Here is a 20,387-nt window from a genome sequence, read left to right as displayed (position 1 = left end):
TTGATCGGATCGTCGATGTTCCTGATTTTCCTGCGCTCGCTCGTGTTCAACGTGCTGTTCTACGCCGTGCTGGTGTGCCTGGCGATCGTGGCGCTGCCGACCTTCGCATTGCCGCCGCGCGCCATGCTGACGGTCGCGGAATGGTGGGCGAAGGCGACGCTGATCCTGATGCGCGTGATCTGCAACATCAAGGTGGAATTCCGCGGGGTCGAGAAGATCCCGCAGGGACCGTTGCTGGTCGTGGCAAAGCACCAGTCGTTCTGGGAGACGTTCGTGCTACCCGGCTTTTTCGATCACCCGATCTTCATCCTCAAGCGCCAGCTCATGCAGATCCCGGTCTTTGGTCAATTCCTGGTCAAGACCGGCATGATCGCGATCGATCGCAATGCCGGCGTGAAGGCGCTGCTGGACATGACGCGGCGGGCGCGCGAGGCCGTGCGCGGCGGCCGCCAGCTCGTGATCTTTCCGGAAGGCACGCGCCGTGCGCCGGGCGCTGCCCCCGCCTACAAGACAGGGTTTGCGCAGATCTACTCCTCCTGCGGCGTGCAGTGCCTGCCGGTCGCGCTCAATTCCGGCCTGTTCTGGCCGCGCCGCACCTTCATGCGCTATCCTGGCACGCTGGTGGTGGAATTCCTCGATCCACTGCCGTCGGGCCTGCCGAAGGACGAGTTTCGCGCGCGCGTGCAGACGGCGATCGAAGACGCGACCGGCCGTCTCGTCGAAGCCGGCCGGAAAGAGCAGGAGCACTTGATCGGCTCCGCGCCGAGCTACGCGCGGTCGGACAGTTAGCGGTTCTCTCGATCTTCGGTCGGCGCCGGCGCGTGCAGGGAATGCGCATCGCCGTGCAGCATCGTCGCAAGCTGGTGCAGCTGCGTGTCGCGAAAGCCTTCGGCCTCGATCGCTTTCACCGTCGCGGTGACGTAGTCGCGATTGGCGCCGGACTGGCCATGGCCCTGGATGACATGGCGGTGCTGCTCGGTGAGCGAGAGCCGGCCGGCATATTGGACATGACCGCGGTCGACGACATAAGTGAGTGCGGAGACGCGCTGCCGCGCATCGTTCTCCAGCCATACTGAGCGCATGACCTCGCGGTAGACCGAGGTGACCTGCTCGCGTGCCCGCAAATTGGCGACGACCTCGCTGCGGTTCTTCTCGGCGACGCGGAAGGCGATGCCGCGGCAGGCGCCGCCGCGGTCGAGCCCGAGCACCAGGCCCGGCTTTTCCGGCGTGCCGCGGTGCACGAAGGAATAGACGCACAGCGCGCGATGCTCGCCGACCAGCCGCGCCGGGACGCGCTCCTCGAATTCGAACCCCGGCCGCCACATCAGCGAGCCGTAGCCGAACACCCAGAGGTCGCCCTTGGCGGTGGTGACGGAGGGGAGGGTGATTTCCGACATTTCGGGCACGGCTAAAGCATGATCCGGAAAAGTGTGAAGCGGCTTTCCGAAAAGATCATGCTCAAACAAGGAGCTAAAGCGCGATGACGATTTTTCCAAATCGCGCCGCGCTTTAGCAGAACCGTGCCCCCAAGCGAAGCGGATTCTCCGCCTTTCGTCGGGGGCGGACCTCGCTTACATTTGCCTGAATCTGGGGTCAAAGGGTCGCCGCATGTCCAATATGACCGTTGCGACAGGCCGTCGCTCCCGTTGGGGCCTTTTCATCGCGCCCGCTCTCGTCCTGATCCTCGCGGTCGCCTGGAGCTGTTTCTGGTTCTACGCGGCGTCGCAGGCCGAAATCGCCGCAGACGCCTGGCGCGCGCAGGAGGCCAAATCCGGACGCGTCTATGATTGCGCCAAGCGCTCGATCGCGGGATTCCCGTTCCGCTTCGAGGTCCAGTGCTCCGGCGCCAGCGTCGCCCTGGTGTCGCAGAATGCGAGCAAGACGCCGTTTACGGCGAAGCTCGACAACATCCTGGTCGTCGCCCAGGTCTACGACCCCAAGCTCGTCATCGCGGAGTTCTCCGCGCCGGCGACGCTGACTGACGGCGTCACGCAAAACACCTTCGTGGTGAACTGGAGCAAGGGCCGCGCCAGCGTGGTCGGTCTGCCGGCCGTGCCGGATCGCGCCTCCATCGTGTTCGACGATCCCGGCCTCAACCGTCTCGACGGCAGCGTGCAGGTGCCGCTCGCGCGCGCCAAGCAGGTCGAGCTGCACGGCCGCCTCGCGGACGGATCGTCGTCCGATCATCCGGTCATCGAGACGGTGCTCCATGTCGCGCAGGGCAGCATCCAGGGCGTTCATCCCTTGCTCGCCGAGCCGTTCGAGGCGGACACGCGCGCGAAGGTCACGGGCCTTACGGACGTCACGCCAAAACCCTGGCCGCAGCGCTTCCGCGAGATCCAGGCCGCCGGCGGCCATATCGAGATCGTGCAGTCGCGGATCCAGCAGGGCGAGATGATCGCGGTTGCGGCCGGCACGCTCGGCCTCTCGGCCAGTGGCCGGCTCGACGGCGAATTGCAGATGACGGTGACGGGCCTCGAGCGCGTGATCCCGGCGCTCGGCATCGAGAAGATACTGGAGGAGGGTGTACCGCAGGCAACGCTCGACCGCGTCGCGCCGGGCGTGAAGTCGCAGGATCTCAACAATCTCTTCGGCGCCCTCGACCGCGCCGTTCCGGGCCTCGGCAAGGTCATCAAGCAGAACGCCAATGCCGGCGTCGCCGCCGGCATCAATTCGATCGGCACCGAGAGCACGCTCGAGGGCAAGAAGGCGAGAAGCTTTCCGCTAAAATTCGTCGACGGCGCCGTGCTGCTCGGTCCGGTCAAGGTCGGCCAGATCCCGCCGCTGTATTGACTCGCCGTCATTCCGGAGCATTTGCGAAGCGAATGAACCGGAATCTCGAGCCGCAAATCTCGTCATTCCGGGTTCGCGCTTCGCGCGCCCCGGAATGACGGGAGCGAAGCTACGGCTTCTTCAGCGCAGCGTGCGGCCGGCCGAAATCGGGCGCGGCCGAATCCTGGCCGATCTCGACGATTCCGCGGCGGATGGCGCGGGTGCGGGTGAAGTGGTCGAACAGAGCTTCGCCGTCGCCGCGGCGGATCGCGCGGGTGAGCTTGGCGAGGTCCTCAGTGAAGGTGCCGAGCATCTCCAGCACGGCCTCCTTGTTGGCGAGGAAGACGTCGCGCCACATCGTCGGGTCGGAGGCCGCGATGCGGGTGAAATCGCGAAAGCCGCCGGCGGAGAATTTGATCACCTCGGATTCCGTCACCTGCGCCAGCTCGTCGGCGGTACCGACGATGGTGTAGGCGATCAGATGCGGCAAATGGCTGGTGATCGCGAGCACGAGATCATGATGATCCGGCGTCATGATTTCGACCTTGGCGCCCATTGCCGCCCAGAACGCGCGCAGGCGATCGGTGGCAGCAGCATCGACGCCTTCCGGTGGCGTGAGGATGCACCAGCGGTTGATGAAGAGCTCGGCGAAGCCCGAATCCGGACCCGAATGCTCGGTGCCCGCGACCGGATGCGCCGGCACGAAATGAACGCCCTGCGGCAGATGCGGGGCCATGTCCCTGACCACCGCGCCCTTGACCGAGCCGACATCGGAGATGATCGCACCCGGCTTGAGATGCGCGGCGATCTCCCGCGCGACCTCGCCACAGGCGCCGACGGGAATGCAGAGGATGACGAGATCGGCATCCTTCACCGCTTCCGCGTTGGTCGCCACGACGTGGTCGACGATGCCGAGCTCGGCGACCCGCGCGCGCGTCTTTTCCGAGCGCGCGGTGGTGACGATCTCACCCGCCAAGCCCTGGAGCTTCGCAGCGCGCGCGATCGAGCCGCCGATCAGGCCGAAGCCGATCAGCGCGACGCGCTGGAAGTGCGCCTGCGCGCTCATTTGCCGCCCATGAAGTCGCGCAAGGCCTCAACCACGAGGCGGTTGGCCTCCTCGGTGCCGATGGTCATGCGCAGCGCATGCGGCAGGCCGTAATTCTTCAGCGCGCGCAACACCAGGCCCCGCTTGGTGAGGAAGGCGTCGGCATCATCCGCGGTCTGGCCCTTGTCGGTCGGGAAGTGGATCAGCACGAAATTGGCGACGCTCGGCGTCACCTTCAGCCCGAGCTTGCCGATCTCCTCGGTCAGCCGGTTGCGCCAGGTCTCGGTGAACTGCTTCGACATCGCCTGGTGCGCGGTGTCCTCGATCGCGGCGACCGCGGCATACATCGCCGGCGTCGACACGTTGAAGGGACCGCGGATGCGGTTGACTGCGTCGATGATGTGCTCGGGGCCGAACATCCAGCCGATGCGCAGCGCCGCAAGTCCGTGGATCTTGGAGAAGGTGTGCGTCACCACCGTGTTCTCGGTGGTGGCGACGAGCTCGATTCCCATCTCGTAATCGTTGCGCGAGACGTAGTCGCAATAGGCGGCGTCCAGCACCAGCAGCACCTGCGACGGCAGTCCGGCGCGCAGGCGCTTGACCTCGTCGAACGGCAGATAGGTGCCGGTCGGGTTGTTGGGATTGGCGAGCCAGACCAGCTTTGTCCGCGGTGTCACGGCGTTGAGGATGGCGTCGACGTCGGCGGTGAAGTTGGTTTCGGGCGCCACCACGTTCTTGGCCCCGTTCGCCATCGTCGCGATCGGGTAGACCAGGAAGCCGTGGGTGGTCGAGATCGCCTCGTCGCCCTGGCTGAGATAAGTGTGCGCGAGCAGATTGAGGATCTCATCGGAGCCGGCGCCGCAGATGATGCGGTTGGGGTCGAGACCGAAGCTGCGGCCGATCGCTTCGCGCAGCACGCGCGAGGTGCCTTCCGGATAATCCTCCAGATGATCCGCCACTCGCTTGAACGCCTCGATCGCCTTCGGCGAGGGCCCGAACGGCGTCTCGTTGGCCGAGAGCTTGAACACCTTGCGGCCCGGCTCCGGCACCGGGCTCTTGCCGGGCGTGTAGGGCGCAATATCGAGAATGCCGGGATTCGGCACGGGGCGGGACATCTTCAACTCCGGATTGGCGGGACGGCTCGCGACTTACGATTTCGGCCCTGTCGGGGGCACCGTATAGCGCGTTGCGTGGCTGCCGACGAGGGCCGTGGAGCGCACCGAGGCCCCTGCCTCGATCAGGGCAGCCCTGATCTTGTCGATGCTGGTCGCGCTCGTGACCGAAACCAGCAGGGCGGCGCCGTCGAAGGCAGTATCGGGCACCGCCACGATTTCGGCAAGCGGCGACAGGGCGCGCGCGACCTCGGCGTTCCAGCCGGAGACGCGCACGCTGAAGGTCTCGACCTCAGTCACCAGCGCGCTGTCGGCGACGCGCGAGATCGCGAACACCGGCAGTGCAGCCGGATGGTCGGCGCGCTCGACGAACGGCATCCGCGCGATGATCTTGGGCGCGCCGTCGGCTTCCAGCTCCAGCCACCACGGCGTGCGGCTCGAGGTCGCCGAGACCAGCGCCAGGTCGCCCTTGGATTTCGCCACCGCCTCGACTGCGGCCTGCGCGCTGAAATGCGCGACGTAGGGCACGGTGAAGCCGAAGTGGAAGCGCGCGGAATCGCGCATCGCCGGCTCGCTCACCGAGATGTCGGCATGCACGGAGAACGGCGCCTGCACATAGGTGAAGGTCGAGATGATGACGCGCCAGATGCTCTCGACCGTGTCGAGCGGCAGGATGCCGCGATGACGCTGGACGAGGTCGCGCATCATGGCGGCCTCGCGCGCCGGCCGGAATGCGGAGCCGACCTCTTGGGTCTGCTTCACCTGGATCAGGCGGTGGATGATGTCGCCGCGCTGCATCAGGAGGCGATGCATGCCCTCGTCGATCGCGTCGATCTCCTTGCGCAATTCCTGAAGCGATGGCGGCGCGGGCGGACGTTGGGACATGACTGACAACGGCTGTTCAGAGGCGTTCCAATGCGGATCGGTCAGTGCCGTCACCGCTGCGGTCGATGTCCTGATTAGGCAGGATAGGCCGCGAAAGCAAAGAGAAATGCGAGGAGAAGCTGGGCCTTTTCAGGCGACGTATCAGGGACGAATTGGGTTAATCCGGACCGCGGCTTGACGAAGACCGCTCCAGACAGTAAGTTTTTGCCTGTTCCGTGGTCATTTGAGCCGGCCGGCTTGCAGCCACGTTAAAAAACTCGCTAAACAGGCCGGGGACGCTTCCGATCCCGGCCGAACCTATCGTTCAGGCCGGGTTTTTCATGGCCTGATGTCACTGCGGTCGTAAGTCTGATCGCAAACGAGGTCGATGCTCAGATGGGTAGCGTCAAGTCGATTCCGAGTCCCGCGATCAGCGCCGACGATCGATCGCACGAGGTAGATCATCCGAGTTCGCAGGTTATGCATTTCGGCGCCGATCAGCCGCTGCGGCTCGATTGCGGCATCGATCTCTCCCCGTTCCAGATCGCCTACCAGACCTATGGCGAGCTGAACGCCGATCGCTCCAACGCCATTCTGGTTTGCCATGCGCTGACCGGCGACCAGCATGTCGCCAACGTGCATCCGGTCACCGGCAAGCCCGGCTGGTGGGAGACGCTGGTCGGCCCCGGCCGTCCGCTTGATCCTCAACACTACTTCATCATCTGCTCCAACGTGATCGGCGGCTGCATGGGCTCGACCGGGCCGGCTTCGATCAATCCCGCGACGGGCAAGGTCTGGGGTCTCGATTTCCCCGTCATCACCATTCCCGACATGGTACGCGCGCAGGCGATGCTGATCGACCGGCTCGGCATCGACACGCTGTTCGCGGTGGTGGGCGGCTCGATGGGAGGCATGCAGGTGCTGCAATGGACCGCGGCCTATCCTGCCCGCGTGTACTCCGCGCTGGCGATCGCGTGCTCGACGCGGCACTCGGCGCAGAACATCGCCTTCCACGAGCTCGGCCGCCAGGCCGTGATGGCCGATCCCGATTGGCGCAATGGCGGCTATGCCGACCATGGTATCCACCCGCATCGCGGCCTCGCGGTGGCACGGATGGCGGCGCACATCACCTATCTCTCAGACGCTGCGCTGCACCGGAAATTCGGCCGCCGCATGCAGGACCGTGAGCTGCCGACCTTTTCGTTCGACGCCGACTTTCAGGTCGAGTCCTATTTGCGCTATCAGGGCTCGTCCTTCGTCGAGCGCTTCGATGCCAATTCCTATCTCTATCTGACGCGCGCGATGGATTATTTCGACATCGCCGCCGATCATGGTGGCGTGCTGGCAAAGGCGTTCGTGGGCATCAAGACCCGCTTCTGCGTGGTCTCCTTCACCAGCGACTGGCTGTTCCCGACATCGGAATCGCGCGCGCTGGTGCACGCGCTGAATGCATCAAGCGCTCGGGTGTCGTTCGCCGAAATCGAGACCGATCGCGGCCACGACGCCTTCCTGCTCGACGTCCCCGAATTCTTCGACATCTCGCGGGCCTTCCTGCAATCCGCGGGCAAGGCCCGCGGTCTCAACGGCAAAGGTGGCTAAGATGTCGGTACAGGAGGTGCTGCCGCTGAACGGCGTTGCGACGGGGCCGTCCGGTCAGTTTCGCGCCGATCATCTGCTCGTTGCCGAGATGGTCAAGCCGGGCTCGAAGGTGCTCGACGTCGGCTGCGGCGAGGGCGATCTGCTCCAGCTGCTGGAAACGCGTGGGATCGACGGCCGCGGCATCGAGCTGTCGCGCGAGGGCGTCAACCGCTGCGTCGCCAAGGGGCTCGCGGTGGTGCAGGGCGATGCCGATACCGACCTCGTCAACTATCCCGACGACGCCTTCGATTACGTGATCCTGTCGCAGACGCTGCAGGCGACGCGGCAGCCGCGGGTGGTGCTGGAGAACCTGCTGCGCATCGGCCGCCGCGCCATCGTGTCGTTTCCGAATTTCGGCTTCTGGAAGATGCGGCTCCAGCTCCTGATCGGCGGTCACATGCCGCGTACGGAGAATCTGCCGGCAACCTGGTACGACACCGCCAACATCCACTTCTGCACCATCAAGGATTTTGTCGAGCTCTGCGACCAGATCAACGTCAAGATGGAGCGCTCGGTCGCGCTCGACCTCTACGGCCGCCCGGTGCCGCTGAACCTGCCATGGTGGGTGTGGAACATGTTCGGCGAGCAGGGCGTGTTTCTGCTGAGCAGGGGCGGGGGCAAATAGTTTCTCGTCATTCGAGATTTGGGCGAGCCCCATCAACGCGCTCAACTGTCATCGCCCGGCTTGCCGCCTTCGCCAAGGCTTCGGCGGGCCGAGCACTCCTGTGGGCCTCGGCGTAGCCTTGGCGGAGCCGGGACCGGGGCGATCCGGTGCGCCGAGACGGGAGTAATTAAACGATAGGCCGCGGCGTACTGGATTCTCCGCCTTCGCGGGGGATGACAGCGCGCCCGCATTGGCTTTCGTCAATACGCTAATGCGCTGCCACCGACCTCGGATCGCGCACCGGCCAGCGGCCCGCTTCCACCAGCGTGACGAACCGCTCCACGCTCTCGTTGAATAGCGCGGGCTCTTCGAGGTTGAGGACGTGGCCCGACTTCGGAAACATCGCGAGCCCTGCGGCCGGAAGATGCTTCTTCAGGAACAGGCTCGGTCCGACGCACGGATCGTCCTCGTCGCCACAGATGATCAGCGCCGGCGTTGCAACGCCTCTGATCGCATCCGTCATAGTATAGATCGAGGGACGGCCGCCCTGGAAGCCGCGCATCGTGCGCGCCGATCCCTTGGCATCGTGGCGAGCAAGGGCAGCGTAGAAATCGGTATGGCCGCGCGGGTCCTTCACCAGGAAGGGAATCCGGCTCGGCGCCTCGCGCGTGACCTTTGCGACTTCCGCGGAGCCGAGCGCCTCGAACTGCTCGGCATTGGCGCGGCACTGCCTGCGCCAGGCGTCGAGATTATCGATCTCGGAGCCCGAGCCGACGCCGGCCAGCGTCATCGAAAATGCGCGCTGTGGCGCATTGAGCCCGATCTGAAGCGAGGAGTAGGCCCCCATCGACAGGCCGACGAGATGCGCGCGCTCGATCCCGAGGTGATCGAGCACCGCGAGCGCGTCGGTGTAGAAATGCGTGTAGGTGTAGGCCTCGCCATCGGGCACGTCGGACGGCGTGTAGCCGCGCGCAGAGTAAGTGATGCAGCGATGGCCGCGCGAGAAGTAGCGCATCTGCGGCTCCCAATTGGTGTAGTCGGCCGCGAACTCGTGCAGGAAGATCATCGGCGTGCCGGCGCCGGCTTCCTCGAAATACAGACGGCAATCATCCTTCGTCACGGCGTAAGGCATGCGGTTCTCCCTGAGAGTGCTGCGGCATTGGAATGCCGTTCTGCAGTTCGCGCATGAGGGTTCTAGCACCGTTAACCTCCGCGCAAAATCTCCCAGGACGTGTCTTGATCTCGCCACATCGGGATTCTGATACGCAAAGTAGTTGTCGGCCGTGCACGGGCCGATCGGGGAAGTGGGGGTGTAACGAAGGATGAAGAATGTTCGAGTTGTTTGCGTCTCGCCTGTCGCGTTGTGTTGTCGCGCTGGCGCTCTTCTTCGCGGCGGTCGTCGCGTTCGTTTCTCCGGCCTCAGCGCGGCCGCATCATCGCCATAGCGCAGAGCGGCACGCTTACGTGCACCACGCCAGACATCATCACTACCGCCACCATGCCCGCAGCTCGCGCTTCGAGCGCAGCGCGGCGCGATTGCAGGCGAGTGGATTCGCCAACACCCAGGCGAGCTATGATCCGAACGCCAATAGCGGCGGCATGGCCACTAATGGAATAGCCCCTAGCGGCTTGGCCAATAACGCCATGAGCAGCGGCGGTTTCGGCGGCGGATCGGGCCTCGTGTCCGAGGCTCGCCGCTATCTCGGCGGCAATCCCACGGGACGCGGCAGCCTGTGGTGCGCACGCTTCATGAACATGGTGCTGCAACATACTGGGCATCAGGGCACGGGCTCCGATATGGCGAGCTCGTTCGCGCGCTACGGCACGCGCATCTCCGGTCCGCAGGTCGGCGCCATCGCGGTGATGTCGCGCGGCGGCCGCGGCGGCCATGTCGGGATCATCAGCGGCATCGATGCGCGGGGTAATCCGATCATGATCTCCGGCAACAATGGCAACCGCGTCCGCGAGGCGCCGGTCTCGCGCGGCAAGATCTATGCGTATGTGATGCCGAATTGACGGTCGTCGCTGCCGTCATTGCGAGCGCAGCGAAGCAATCCAGAATCCCTCCGCGGAAGCAGTCTGGATTGCTTCGTCGCAAGTGCTCCTCGCAATGACGGAGTGTGTTGAGGCGGTATCGGCTCACACCAGTCTCGGCTCTCCCACCGCGACCGCATCGCCGACGCCGATCTCGCCATCTTCGATCACCTCGGCATAGATGCCGCAGTCCATGTGGCCGAGATGGCGCGAGAGCGCCGGCGGGATCTCGAGGTCGCGCTTGGCGGTCACCGGGTCGACGTTGGTGGCCGGGCAGCGCTTGATGCGCTTGACCACCTTCAGCCGCGCCCGCTCGATTGCGAGCGTCTGGTCGACGAGGTCGAGCTCGGACCAAGCCGGCCAACCTTGGACATAGAGATTGGCGCGGAAGCGCAGCGGGTGGACGGTGGCGTCGCCGAGCATGGTCTCGAGGGCGCGGACGCTGTCGAGATTGATGATGGACACGACCTTGCGGGCGACGTCGGAGAAGCTGTGGTCGCGGCCGGACAGGACCTTGGGTGGGCCCTTCAGTTCCGGCTGAAAGTTCTCCCTGAAATAGCTCTCGATGGCGGTGCGCCCGGCAGCGCTCTCGAGATCGCCGCTGGCGACGATCTGGCCGTCCTTGCGGATGGTCAGGCGATTGGTCGCGTCCTCGAACCGGCTGTCGAGGGAGGCCAGTCGCTCATTGCGCGCCAGCATCAGAAACTGGATTTTCGGCTTCCACTGGGGCGCCTCGGGATCGAACCCGCTCGGCCCGTTCTCAATGGCGTAGCGGCGGTCGGCGGGCAGGGTCTGGCCGCTCCGCAACGCGACGCGGGTCAGGTGTTCCGGTGTCAGGCCCTTGATCGGGTAGCGGTAGAGGCCGGTAATCTCGGCGGTGCGGCTGGCTATCATGCCGCTACTTAGGGGATTCGGCAGGCCCGCGCCAAGCGGCCCATGAGCGCACGAAATTGTGAACGCGCCTCTTCCGCATCCGCGACCCGCTTCCCACATTTGCCTCAGGCCGGCGGCAACGCCGGCAGAACACCGTTACCGGTTGAAACGTCAATACGGTGATCGGAAACCCAATGAAGATGCCGTCTGGAGTGCCTTTGAGGGCTCCGAGGGCAGGCCGAGGGATAGAAGAGACATGAATATCGAGAAGTACACCGAACGCTCCAGGGGCTTCATCCAATCCGCGCAGTCGCTTGCGATGCGCGAGGGGCACCAGCAGTTTTCCACCCTGCATGTGCTGAAGGTCCTGCTGGACGACACTGAAGGGCTGGCTGCCGGTCTGATCGACCGCGCCGGCGGCAATTCGCGTGCAATCCTGAAGGCGACCGAGGACGCCCTGAACAAGGTACCCAAGGTCTCCGGCGGCGGCGCTGGCCAGATCTATCTCGCGCCCGAACTCGCCCGCACCTTCGACGCGGCGGAAAAGGCCGGCGAGAAGGCCGGCGACAGTTTTGTCACCGTCGAGCGGCTGCTGCTCGGTCTTGCGCTGGAGAAGACCAGCGAGGGCGGCGCGATCCTCAACAAGGGCGGTGTCACCCCGCAAAATCTCAATGCGGCCATTGAAGCCCTGCGCAAGGGCCGCACCGCGGACAGCGCGACCGCGGAGAATGCGTACGACGCGCTGAAGAAATATGCCCGCGACCTCACCCAGGCGGCGCGCGATGGCAAGCTCGACCCGGTCATCGGCCGTGACGAGGAGATTCGCCGCACCATCCAGGTGCTGTCGCGCCGGACCAAGAATAATCCCGTGCTGATCGGTGAGCCCGGCGTCGGCAAGACCGCCATCGCTGAGGGCTTGGCGCTGCGCATCATCAATGGCGATGTGCCCGACAGCCTCAAGGACAAAAAGTTGCTTGCGCTCGACTTGGGCGCCCTGATCGCCGGCGCGAAGTACCGTGGTGAATTCGAGGAGCGGCTGAAGGCCGTGCTCCAGGAAGTCACCGCGAGCGAGGGCACCTACGTCCTGTTCATCGATGAGATGCACACGCTGATCGGCGCCGGCAAGGGCGATGGCGCGATGGACGCCTCCAACCTGCTCAAGCCGGCGCTCGCCCGCGGCGAGCTGCACTGCATCGGCGCGACCACGCTCGACGAGTACCAGAAGCACGTCGAGAAGGATGCTGCGCTGGCGCGGCGCTTCCAGCCGATCTTCGTCAGCGAGCCGTCGGTCGAGGATACCATCTCGATCCTGCGCGGCTTGAAGGACAAGTACGAGCAGCACCATGGCGTGCGGATCACCGATTCGGCGCTTGTGGCGTCCGCGACCCTGTCCAACCGCTACATCACCGACCGCTTCTTGCCCGACAAGGCCATCGACCTCATGGATGAGGCCGCGGCGCGGCTGAAGATGCAGGTCGATTCCAAGCCCGAAGAGTTGGACTCGCTCGACCGCGAGATCATCCGGCTCAAGATCGAGCAGGAGGCGCTGAAGAAGGAAAGCGATGCCGGCTCCAAGTCCCGGCTCCAGACGCTGGAGAAGGACCTTGCCGAGCTTGAGGAGAAGTCTGCGGCACTGACGGCGCGCTGGAGCGCGGAGAAGACCAAGCTCTCCGATGCTCAGAAGCTGAAGGCCGAGCTCGACGGCCTGCGAGTCGAGCTGGCCAACGCCCAGCGGCGCGGCGAATTCCAGAAGGCCGGCGAGCTGGCCTATGGAAGGATCCCGGAGCTGGAGAAGAAGCTCGCGGAGATCGAGGCCAAGGAGAACGCCGGCGAGATGATGGAGGAGGCGGTCACCGCCAACCACATCGCGCAGGTGGTCTCGCGCTGGACCGGCGTGCCCGTCGACAAGATGCTGGAGGGCGAGAAGGAGAAGCTCCTGAAGATGGAGGAGCAACTCGGCAAGCGCGTCGTCGGCCAGGCCGAAGCCGTGCGTGCGGTCGCAACCGCCGTGCGCCGCTCGCGTGCAGGCCTGCAGGACCCGAACCGGCCGACCGGCTCGTTCATGTTCTTGGGCCCCACCGGCGTCGGCAAGACCGAGCTGACCAAGGCGCTCGCCGAGTACCTGTTCAACGACGAGACCGCGATGGTCCGCCTCGACATGTCCGAATACATGGAGAAGCACTCGGTCTCGCGGCTGATCGGCGCGCCTCCGGGCTATGTCGGCTATGACGAGGGCGGCGCGCTCACCGAAGCGGTGCGGCGCCGGCCCTATCAGGTGGTGCTGTTCGATGAAATCGAGAAGGCGCATCCCGACGTGTTCAACGTCCTGCTCCAGGTGCTCGACGACGGCCGCCTGACCGATGGCCAGGGCCGCACCGTCGACTTCCGCAACACGCTCATCATCATGACCTCGAACCTCGGTTCGGAATTTCTGGTCAACCAGCCGGAAGGGGAGGACACCTCGGCCGTGCGCGAGCAGGTGATGGGAATGGTGCGTGGGCATTTCCGCCCCGAGTTCCTCAACCGCGTCGACGAGATCATTCTGTTCCACCGCTTGCAGAAGAGCGAGATGGGCCGGATCGTCGAGATCCAGTTCGCGCGGCTGCAGAAGCTCCTCACCGATCGCAAGATCGTGCTGACGCTCGATGCCGCAGGCCGCGACTGGCTCGCTGCCAAGGGCTGGGATCCCGCCTACGGCGCACGGCCGCTGAAGCGGGTGATCCAGCGCTATCTCCAGGACCCGCTCGCCGAGATGATCCTGGCCGGCGAGGTCAGAGACGGCGACAGCGTTGCGATCTCGTCCGAGGGCAATGTGCTGACCTTCAACGGCAAGGCGCCGCAGACCGCGGAGATCGCCCAGTTCGAGGCCCCGGTGCCGAAGCGGAAACTGAACTGAGCGTTTCTGCCGCCTGAAGCAACAGGACGCCCCGGAGAGATCTGTCTTTCCGGGGCGAATTCGTCGGTTGGCTCGCCGGCTAGCTGAGCGCGGACGCGGAGCCGGGAGCGGCGGGGCCTTGCTCCTCGTCGTCCTCCTCGAGCTCCGAGAGAATATCCACCAGCTCGCGCACCCGGCCCTGCGCCAGCGGCCGCAAGTCGTTGATCATCGGCTCGTCGTTGGCGAGCCAGGCCTGGGCTTCGGCGAGTTCCTCGGCCGTCGCGCCGGTCCCGATGATCTGGGCAATAGTGACGTCATCGGCGCGGTCCACGGCCTTGACGACGTCGTCACGTGAGAGGCGCGTCATGGGCGGTCCTCCTGCTGGTGGGCTTCCGTCAGCGTCTAACCGGGAACCCGAGCCTGGGTTCCGCGGTCAGCTCTTGTCCAGCGATCGCTACTTCTTCACTGCCTTGTAGATCGCATTCTCCACGTCCGAGGTGAAGTAAATGACGCCGCTCGCACCGACCGCGACGCCCGTCGGGATATGCGTCGGCAGGCCGCCGGGTGCGCCTGTCAGGCCGATCGGAAGATTGGCCGCGATCTCCGTCACCTTGCCGGTCTCCGGCGCGATCTCGACCAATCGTTTGGCGCCGACTTCCGCCACGATGAGCTTGCCGTCGCTGGCGCGCGCAATGCCTTCCGGCATTTTCAGCTCCTTGGCGAGCACGGTCTTTGCGCCGTTCTTGTCGATCCGGGAGACGGCGCCGGAGAAGGCCTCGGTGACGTAGACTTCGCCAGCCGATCCGCCGACGAGACCGACCGGGCCCTCGAGATCGCCGACCAGCGTGGCGCGATCCTGGCCATGCTCACCGCTGACCTTGACCAGCGATTTGGTGCCGAGCTCGGCCACCAGAATGCTGCCGTCCGCGAGCACGATCGCGTCATGCGGGGCCTTGAAACCGTGCAGCATGTCGCGCGTGGCGCCGGTCTTGCCGTCGATCACCTGCACCGTGCCGGTGAACCAGCTCGACAGGACCACGTCGTTGCCCTTTGCTGTCGCGCTCATCGGATATTCGAGGGTGACGCCGGCGGCGTGCATGCGCGCCTTCTCGGTGACCTCGCCGGTGGCACCGTCGACCGTACGATAGGCGAACACGTCGGCGACATGGATGGTATCCTTGCCATTGTTCGAGGTGACGCCGATGCCGCCGGGCAGTGCCAGCTTGCCGATGATGATCTGCTTGGCCTGGCCGGTCGCCGGATCGACCTCCTGGATGCCGTTATCGGCCATGTTGGAGACGTAGATGCGGTCGTTGCCGTCGATCGCGAGATTGTCCAACGACGGCTTCAGTTGCGCGACTATGGTCTTGGCGCCCGACTTCGGATCGACCCGGACGAGCTGGCCGAGCGCGGTGTCGACAACAAAGAGATTGCCTTTGGAATCGAAATTCACCGCGGCCGGAACCTTGAAGCCATCGGCGACGACGGTCAGCTCGGCCTTGTCGACGTCGACTTTTGCGACCTGTCCCTTGAACCAGAGCGGGCCGTAGAGCTTGTCGTCGGGACCGAACTCGAAGCCGTTGAGGCCGCCCATCTTCTCCATGATCTGGCGCGGCGGCTTGATGCCCTCGACGTCGATCTCGTAGAGCGTGTCGCCGAGGAAGACGGTGGTGGCGTAGAGCCTGCCGTCCTTGCGGAAGGCGAGCGAGTTGATGCCGGGAAGGCCGGAAGCAAGCTTCTTGATCGGGCCGTCGCCCTTGCGTGCATAGAGATCGCCGGCGAGGAAGCCGGTCCAGGCCATGGTGCCGTCGGGCGCGAACGCGATGTCGTCGGCCATTCCGATCGGAGCGGGGATCGCGATCTTGGCCGTGCCGCCTGCGATGTCGACCTCGTAGAGCGCGGCGCCGGCGACACTGCCGGCAAACAGATGGCCGGCCTTGTCGATGCCAAGCCCATGGACGCCGTGGAATGCGGAGCCCGGGACGAGCTTGGTGACCTCCCAGCTTGCCGGCAAGGTCTCAGCCGATGCGCTCGTGATGGAGAAAACTGCAGCAACCAGGGCTGCGCAGGCGAGCCTGTTCTTCATGGCGAGACCTCCCATTTTTCGGAAAGTATTCGCCCGTCAAGCGGCTTTGGCAAACGAAACTTGACGTTGTGAGGTAGCGCCCGGCCGTGCCGATTTAGCGGTTCGTCACCTGTAACGGCCCGCCGGTCGCATCCGACATCCTCGCGATCGCGCCGCCGCGGCCGCTCATCATGCCGTCGAGCCGGTCGCGCTCTTTCTCGAAGCTCGCCAGCATCGGGCCCTCCAGCGAGCGCCCGCGCGGCAGCTTTACCCGCATCGGGTCGACGAACCGTCCGTTGACCAGGATCTCGTAGTGGACGTGTGGGCCGGTCGACAGGCCGGATGAGCCGACGAAGCCGATCACCTGGCCCTGGCGCACCTTCTTGCCGACTTCCATGCCCTTGGCGAAGGCCGACATGTGGCCGTAGGCGGTCTCGTAGCCGTTGGCATGCTTGATGCGGATGTACTTGCCGTAGCCGCCCTCGGGGCCGGCCTTCTCGATCATGCCGTTGCCGGAGGCGAAGATCGGCGTGCCGTAGGCGGTGGCCCAGTCGACGCCGGTGTGCATCTTCACGTAGCCGAGGATGGGATGGCGGCGGCCGCCGAAGCCGGAGCGCATGATGGCGTTGTTGACGGGCTTCCTGACCAGGAACTTCTTCGCGCTCTTGCCGGTCTCGTCGTAGTAGTCGACGACGCCGTCGTCGGGGCTCTGGTAGCGGTAGTATTTCTTGGTCTCGCCGCCGACGGTGAGCGAAGCGAACAGCACCTCATTCTTCTCGCTGGCGGTCACGCCCTCGTCCTCGCCGGCGTAGAACACGTCGAAGGAATCGCCCGGCTGCACCTTGCGCTGGAAATCGACGTCGTAGGAGTAGATCTTGATCATGTCGTCGATGACAGGCATCGGCACCTTGTTGCGCATCGCGGTCTCGTAGATGCTCTGATAGAGCCGCACGCCGGAGCCGTCATCGTCGTCATCGTCGTCGCTGTTGGCGTTGGCCGCGGCGTCGGTGACGGTGTTCATGCTGGAGACGTCGACCGCGACGTATTTGCCGAGATCGGACAGCGCCGCGATCGCCTCGACCATGGTGTCGTTGGCGACGACGACGCGGTAGGGCTGCAGGCGCGCGCCGGGGCTTGCGGGCGCCATCAGGATGCGGAGCTTCTCGCCTTCCTTCAGGCCGCCGTCGCGGCCGCGCGGACCGAGCGTTGCGGTGATCGCCTTGATCTCGTCGGCGGTGGCGCCGAGATCGCGCAGCACGCCAGCGACGCTGTCGCCCTTCTTGACCATGTGGACGCGTTCGCCGTTGGGATTGCCGCCGGTGATCTGCTCCTTGGTCTTGGGCAGCAGCGTGACGTTTTCCGGCACCACGCGCGTCTCGAAGCCGGCATAGGGATCGGACCGCGATACTTCGGTGGCATAGGCCATCTTGATGTCGGAGGCGCCGGTCGCGCCGGAGACGTCGGCGGCGGCATTGGCGAGCGAGGCGTAGCGCACCCCGCCATTGCCGCGCCAATTGGCGGCATCGCGCACCCGCATCAGGATGTCGTCGAGCGCCACCACCGCGGAAATCTTGGCCTTCGGCAGCACCGGCGACAGGTCCTTGGTGACGAAGGAGACCTCGGCGTCGGGCTCGACGGCTTCGGGATTGTTCGGGTCGTCGGAGGCGGTCTTCGGATCGGAGCCGACGTCGGTGAGCATGCGCTGGGCGTTGAACGGCGGAATCTTCGCCGACAGATCGCTCGTCGTCATCGACAGATTGCCGGCGATGCGGACGAACGGGCGCACCCGCATCACGTCGCGGTTGCCGACGCGGGCGACCGTGGAGACGCGGACGATGTTGCGCGAAGCCGTGGATTCGCTTGGCGGCGGCAGGCGGTCGCTCTTGTGCAGCGTGGCGGCGCGATCGGCTGCGCCGAATGCACCGCGCAGCGCGCCTTCGACCCGCTCCGGCACCTTGGCGAAGGTCATCTCGCCGTCGAGCGACGCGAAAACGGCGCCGCCGATGAGGGCCGCGCCGCAGAGTCCGGTCAGAATCGTCCCGCTGAACCATTGTACCGAGACGCGGCGGCGATCGATCACGGCGGCCTCAGAACCGTCGACGGACAGCGGCGGCTCGTGGCCGAGATCGATGATCCCGGTCTCACGCCCGTAAGCGCTGCGTGACGTCCTGTGGCTCAACCCAAAGTCCCCCAATTCAACGACCCAAAAGCCCCGTATCGAGCCTTTTCCCGGTCGCCCTCTTCGAGGCGTATCGCAGGAAAAGGGCAAGCCGCATAGGCGTTCGCGGTCAGAAGGCCCCGATGACGGGCCGGCCGAAATTACGAACAGCTAAACGGAAAAAGGTCTCTCGATGTCTCTCGAATGCCGGAGGAAGGCCGCGCCATCTGCAAGATCGCCTTCCTCTGACCCATGAAAACCGCCGGCAGCCCCCACTGGCGTCCCCGCGATTCAAGCTTGTCTCTTATCAGAACGCCGCGGGATTGTGGCTCAAGTACGGCGCCTCATATGGAAAAAGTTTCCTGAAGGGCGGACGCGGGAAGCCTCCCCGGACGGGCGTCCCAAGCCCTCTCCCAAGCCGCCGCCGAAGCCCGCTCCAGAGCCCGCCGGGGGCGCAAACTTTTTTCAGTTTTTTCCTCGCACAGCATCAGCCCGACCGTTCTCCGTCCTTCTAACTGCCTGGAAACACGAGAATTTTTTTCGTCGATCCACTGTGCGACGATTTGTTGACGATGGGCGTTGACAATCCCGATGAGGGGGGACTATAACCCCAACCACTGAGCGCGGCGCCGCCGGGTCACTGACCAAGGCGAGCGAACGCGCCACTGATGCTCCTCACCTTGTTGAGTGACACAACAATCGACACCAGTCGGTTGGAGTCATTCATCGTCGGTAAGGGTGTCGGAACCCTTCCACGCTGGAAGGTTGGGGCCTCCAAGGTCCCGGGCTGTTTGACAAGTGAAGATGAAGAAAGAGAAACGTGGACGGCGGAGTCCTTGCGGGTCTCGCTTCTGGGAAGCTTCGGCTTTTCTGATCGAGACCGGACGAAAGACTTCGGCGGTACACGTTTCAAAGGTAACACCATGGCCTCTTCATTGAGGTCAGTTCGCAAGCGATGTGAATCGCTTCGCGAGTATGGTGGGACCTCGTCAAACGTTGTGATCAGCCGGTTCAAAGTTCAAGTCCAACTTGAGAGTTTGATCCTGGCTCAGAGCGAACGCTGGCGGCAGGCTTAACACATGCAAGTCGAGCGGGCGTAGCAATACGTCAGCGGCAGACGGGTGAGTAACGCGTGGGAACGTACCTTTTGGTTCGGAACAACACAGGGAAACTTGTGCTAATACCGGATAAGCCCTTACGGGGAAAGATTTATCGCCGAAAGATCGGCCCGCGTCTGATTAGCTAGTTGGTGAGGTAATGGCTCACCAAGGCGACGATCAGTAGCTGGTCTGAGAGGATGATCAGCCACATTGGGACTGAGACACGGCCCAAACTCCTACGGGAGGCAGCAGTGGGGAATATTGGACAATGGGGGCAACCCTGATCCAGCCATGCCGCGTGAGTGATGAAGGCCCTAGGGTTGTAAAGCTCTTTTGTGCGGGAAGATAATGACGGTACCGCAAGAATAAGCCCCGGCTAACTTCGTGCCAGCAGCCGCGGTAATACGAAGGGGGCTAGCGTTGCTCGGAATCACTGGGCGTAAAGGGTGCGTAGGCGGGTCTTTAAGTCAGGGGTGAAATCCTGGAGCTCAACTCCAGAACTGCCTTTGATACTGAAGATCTTGAGTTCGGGAGAGGTGAGTGGAACTGCGAGTGTAGAGGTGAAATTCGTAGATATTCGCAAGAACACCAGTGGCGAAGGCGGCTCACTGGCCCGATACTGACGCTGAGGCACGAAAGCGTGGGGAGCAAACAGGATTAGATACCCTGGTAGTCCACGCCGTAAACGATGAATGCCAGCCGTTAGTGGGTTTACTCACTAGTGGCGCAGCTAACGCTTTAAGCATTCCGCCTGGGGAGTACGGTCGCAAGATTAAAACTCAAAGGAATTGACGGGGGCCCGCACAAGCGGTGGAGCATGTGGTTTAATTCGACGCAACGCGCAGAACCTTACCAGCCCTTGACATGTCCAGGACCGGTCGCAGAGATGTGACCTTCTCTTCGGAGCCTGGAACACAGGTGCTGCATGGCTGTCGTCAGCTCGTGTCGTGAGATGTTGGGTTAAGTCCCGCAACGAGCGCAACCCCCGTCCTTAGTTGCTACCATTTAGTTGAGCACTCTAAGGAGACTGCCGGTGATAAGCCGCGAGGAAGGTGGGGATGACGTCAAGTCCTCATGGCCCTTACGGGCTGGGCTACACACGTGCTACAATGGCGGTGACAATGGGATGCTAAGGGGCGACCCTTCGCAAATCTCAAAAAGCCGTCTCAGTTCGGATTGGGCTCTGCAACTCGAGCCCATGAAGTTGGAATCGCTAGTAATCGTGGATCAGCACGCCACGGTGAATA

General features: G+C 64.3%; 15 protein-coding genes, 1 rRNA gene and 1 riboswitch (1 of these 17 running past the window's edge). Of the genes, 7 read left to right on the top strand and 9 right to left on the bottom strand.

The window, feature by feature from the left end:
- Positions 1 to 15: 15 nt before the first annotated feature.
- Positions 16 to 789: a lysophospholipid acyltransferase family protein gene (locus IVA96_RS13680; protein WP_247279689.1), complete on the top strand. Its 774-nt coding sequence runs from the start codon at positions 16 to 18 to the stop codon at positions 787 to 789.
- On the opposite strand, the gene IVA96_RS13675 is transcribed toward IVA96_RS13680, so the two are convergent.
- Positions 786 to 1,397 (bottom strand): gamma-glutamylcyclotransferase, encoded by a 612-nt coding sequence (locus tag IVA96_RS13675; protein WP_247279688.1) that lies wholly within the window; start codon positions 1,395 to 1,397, stop codon positions 786 to 788. The two genes, IVA96_RS13680 and IVA96_RS13675, sit on opposite strands and share 4 nt — an antisense overlap.
- 211 nt (positions 1,398 to 1,608) lie before the next feature.
- On the opposite strand from IVA96_RS13675, the gene IVA96_RS13670 reads away from it, so the two are divergent.
- The gene (locus IVA96_RS13670) at positions 1,609 to 2,793 is read left to right on the top strand and encodes a DUF2125 domain-containing protein (RefSeq protein WP_247279687.1); all 1,185 of its coding nucleotides are present in this window, start codon (positions 1,609 to 1,611) and stop codon (positions 2,791 to 2,793) included.
- Positions 2,794 to 2,902: 109 nt separating this feature from the next.
- Here IVA96_RS13670 and IVA96_RS13665 read toward each other — a convergent pair whose 3' ends face one another.
- From IVA96_RS13665 to IVA96_RS13655, 3 genes are read right to left on the bottom strand one after another with little or no spacing between them, the layout of a single operon-like run.
- On the bottom strand, positions 2,903 to 3,838 hold the full coding sequence (locus IVA96_RS13665) for a prephenate/arogenate dehydrogenase family protein (protein ID WP_247279686.1): 936 nt from the start codon (positions 3,836 to 3,838) through the stop codon (positions 2,903 to 2,905).
- Complete coding sequence (gene hisC / locus IVA96_RS13660; RefSeq protein WP_247279685.1) at positions 3,835 to 4,932, bottom strand: histidinol-phosphate transaminase; 1,098 nt, start codon at positions 4,930 to 4,932, stop codon at positions 3,835 to 3,837. The genes IVA96_RS13665 and hisC overlap by 4 nt, the downstream gene beginning before the upstream one ends.
- A 33-nt stretch (positions 4,933 to 4,965) precedes the next feature.
- Positions 4,966 to 5,814 (bottom strand): chorismate mutase, encoded by an 849-nt coding sequence (locus IVA96_RS13655; protein WP_247279684.1) that lies wholly within the window; start codon positions 5,812 to 5,814, stop codon positions 4,966 to 4,968.
- A 205-nt stretch (positions 5,815 to 6,019) separates the two neighbouring features.
- Positions 6,020 to 6,099: riboswitch (SAM riboswitch) on the top strand.
- A 90-nt stretch (positions 6,100 to 6,189) separates the two neighbouring features.
- On the opposite strand from IVA96_RS13655, the gene IVA96_RS13650 reads away from it, so the two are divergent.
- Both IVA96_RS13650 and metW read left to right on the top strand, forming a co-directional pair.
- Complete coding sequence (locus IVA96_RS13650) at positions 6,190 to 7,392, top strand: homoserine O-acetyltransferase (protein ID WP_247279683.1); 1,203 nt, start codon at positions 6,190 to 6,192, stop codon at positions 7,390 to 7,392.
- Position 7,393: 1 nt separating this feature from the next.
- Positions 7,394 to 8,056 carry a methionine biosynthesis protein MetW gene (gene metW, locus IVA96_RS13645; RefSeq protein WP_247279682.1) on the top strand — a complete coding sequence of 221 codons (663 nt, stop codon included), beginning with the start codon at positions 7,394 to 7,396 and terminating at the stop codon, positions 8,054 to 8,056.
- 247 nt (positions 8,057 to 8,303) lie between these two features.
- Here metW and IVA96_RS13640 read toward each other — a convergent pair whose 3' ends face one another.
- Positions 8,304 to 9,167 (bottom strand): alpha/beta hydrolase, encoded by an 864-nt coding sequence (locus tag IVA96_RS13640; RefSeq protein WP_247279681.1) that lies wholly within the window; start codon positions 9,165 to 9,167, stop codon positions 8,304 to 8,306.
- A 197-nt stretch (positions 9,168 to 9,364) separates the two neighbouring features.
- On the opposite strand from IVA96_RS13640, the gene IVA96_RS13635 reads away from it, so the two are divergent.
- Complete coding sequence (locus IVA96_RS13635) at positions 9,365 to 10,051, top strand: TIGR02594 family protein (protein WP_247279680.1); 687 nt, start codon at positions 9,365 to 9,367, stop codon at positions 10,049 to 10,051.
- A gap of 123 nt (positions 10,052 to 10,174) precedes the next feature.
- On the opposite strand, the gene IVA96_RS13630 is transcribed toward IVA96_RS13635, so the two are convergent.
- A complete protein-coding gene (locus IVA96_RS13630; RefSeq protein WP_247417816.1) occupies positions 10,175 to 10,963 on the bottom strand; it encodes an MOSC domain-containing protein in 789 nt (262 codons plus the stop codon).
- A 235-nt stretch (positions 10,964 to 11,198) separates the two neighbouring features.
- On the opposite strand from IVA96_RS13630, the gene clpB reads away from it, so the two are divergent.
- Entirely contained in the window at positions 11,199 to 13,838 is a 2,640-nt protein-coding gene (gene clpB / locus IVA96_RS13625; RefSeq protein ID WP_247276785.1) for an ATP-dependent chaperone ClpB, read from the top strand.
- Between the two features lie 79 nt (positions 13,839 to 13,917).
- Here the strand turns inward: clpB and IVA96_RS13620 are convergent, their stop codons facing one another.
- The 3 genes from IVA96_RS13620 to IVA96_RS13610 form a co-directional block, all read right to left on the bottom strand.
- Entirely contained in the window at positions 13,918 to 14,184 is a 267-nt protein-coding gene (locus IVA96_RS13620) for a hypothetical protein (protein ID WP_247276784.1), read from the bottom strand.
- A gap of 87 nt (positions 14,185 to 14,271) precedes the next feature.
- Entirely contained in the window at positions 14,272 to 15,903 is a 1,632-nt protein-coding gene (locus IVA96_RS13615; RefSeq protein WP_247276783.1) for a hypothetical protein, read from the bottom strand.
- A gap of 94 nt (positions 15,904 to 15,997) precedes the next feature.
- The gene (locus IVA96_RS13610) at positions 15,998 to 18,061 is read right to left on the bottom strand and encodes a M23 family metallopeptidase (RefSeq protein ID WP_247417812.1); all 2,064 of its coding nucleotides are present in this window, start codon (positions 18,059 to 18,061) and stop codon (positions 15,998 to 16,000) included.
- 1,004 nt (positions 18,062 to 19,065) lie between these two features.
- On the opposite strand from IVA96_RS13610, the gene IVA96_RS13605 reads away from it, so the two are divergent.
- A 16S ribosomal RNA gene (locus tag IVA96_RS13605) occupies positions 19,066 to 20,387 on the top strand (it continues 167 nt past the right edge of the window).

The organism is Bradyrhizobium sp. 159 (assembly GCF_023073795.1).
In the GTDB taxonomy this organism is placed as follows: Bacteria; Pseudomonadota; Alphaproteobacteria; order Rhizobiales; family Xanthobacteraceae; genus Bradyrhizobium.
Note: the sequence above shows the minus strand (reverse complement) of the source record. Positions and strands in the feature narration are given on the sequence as shown.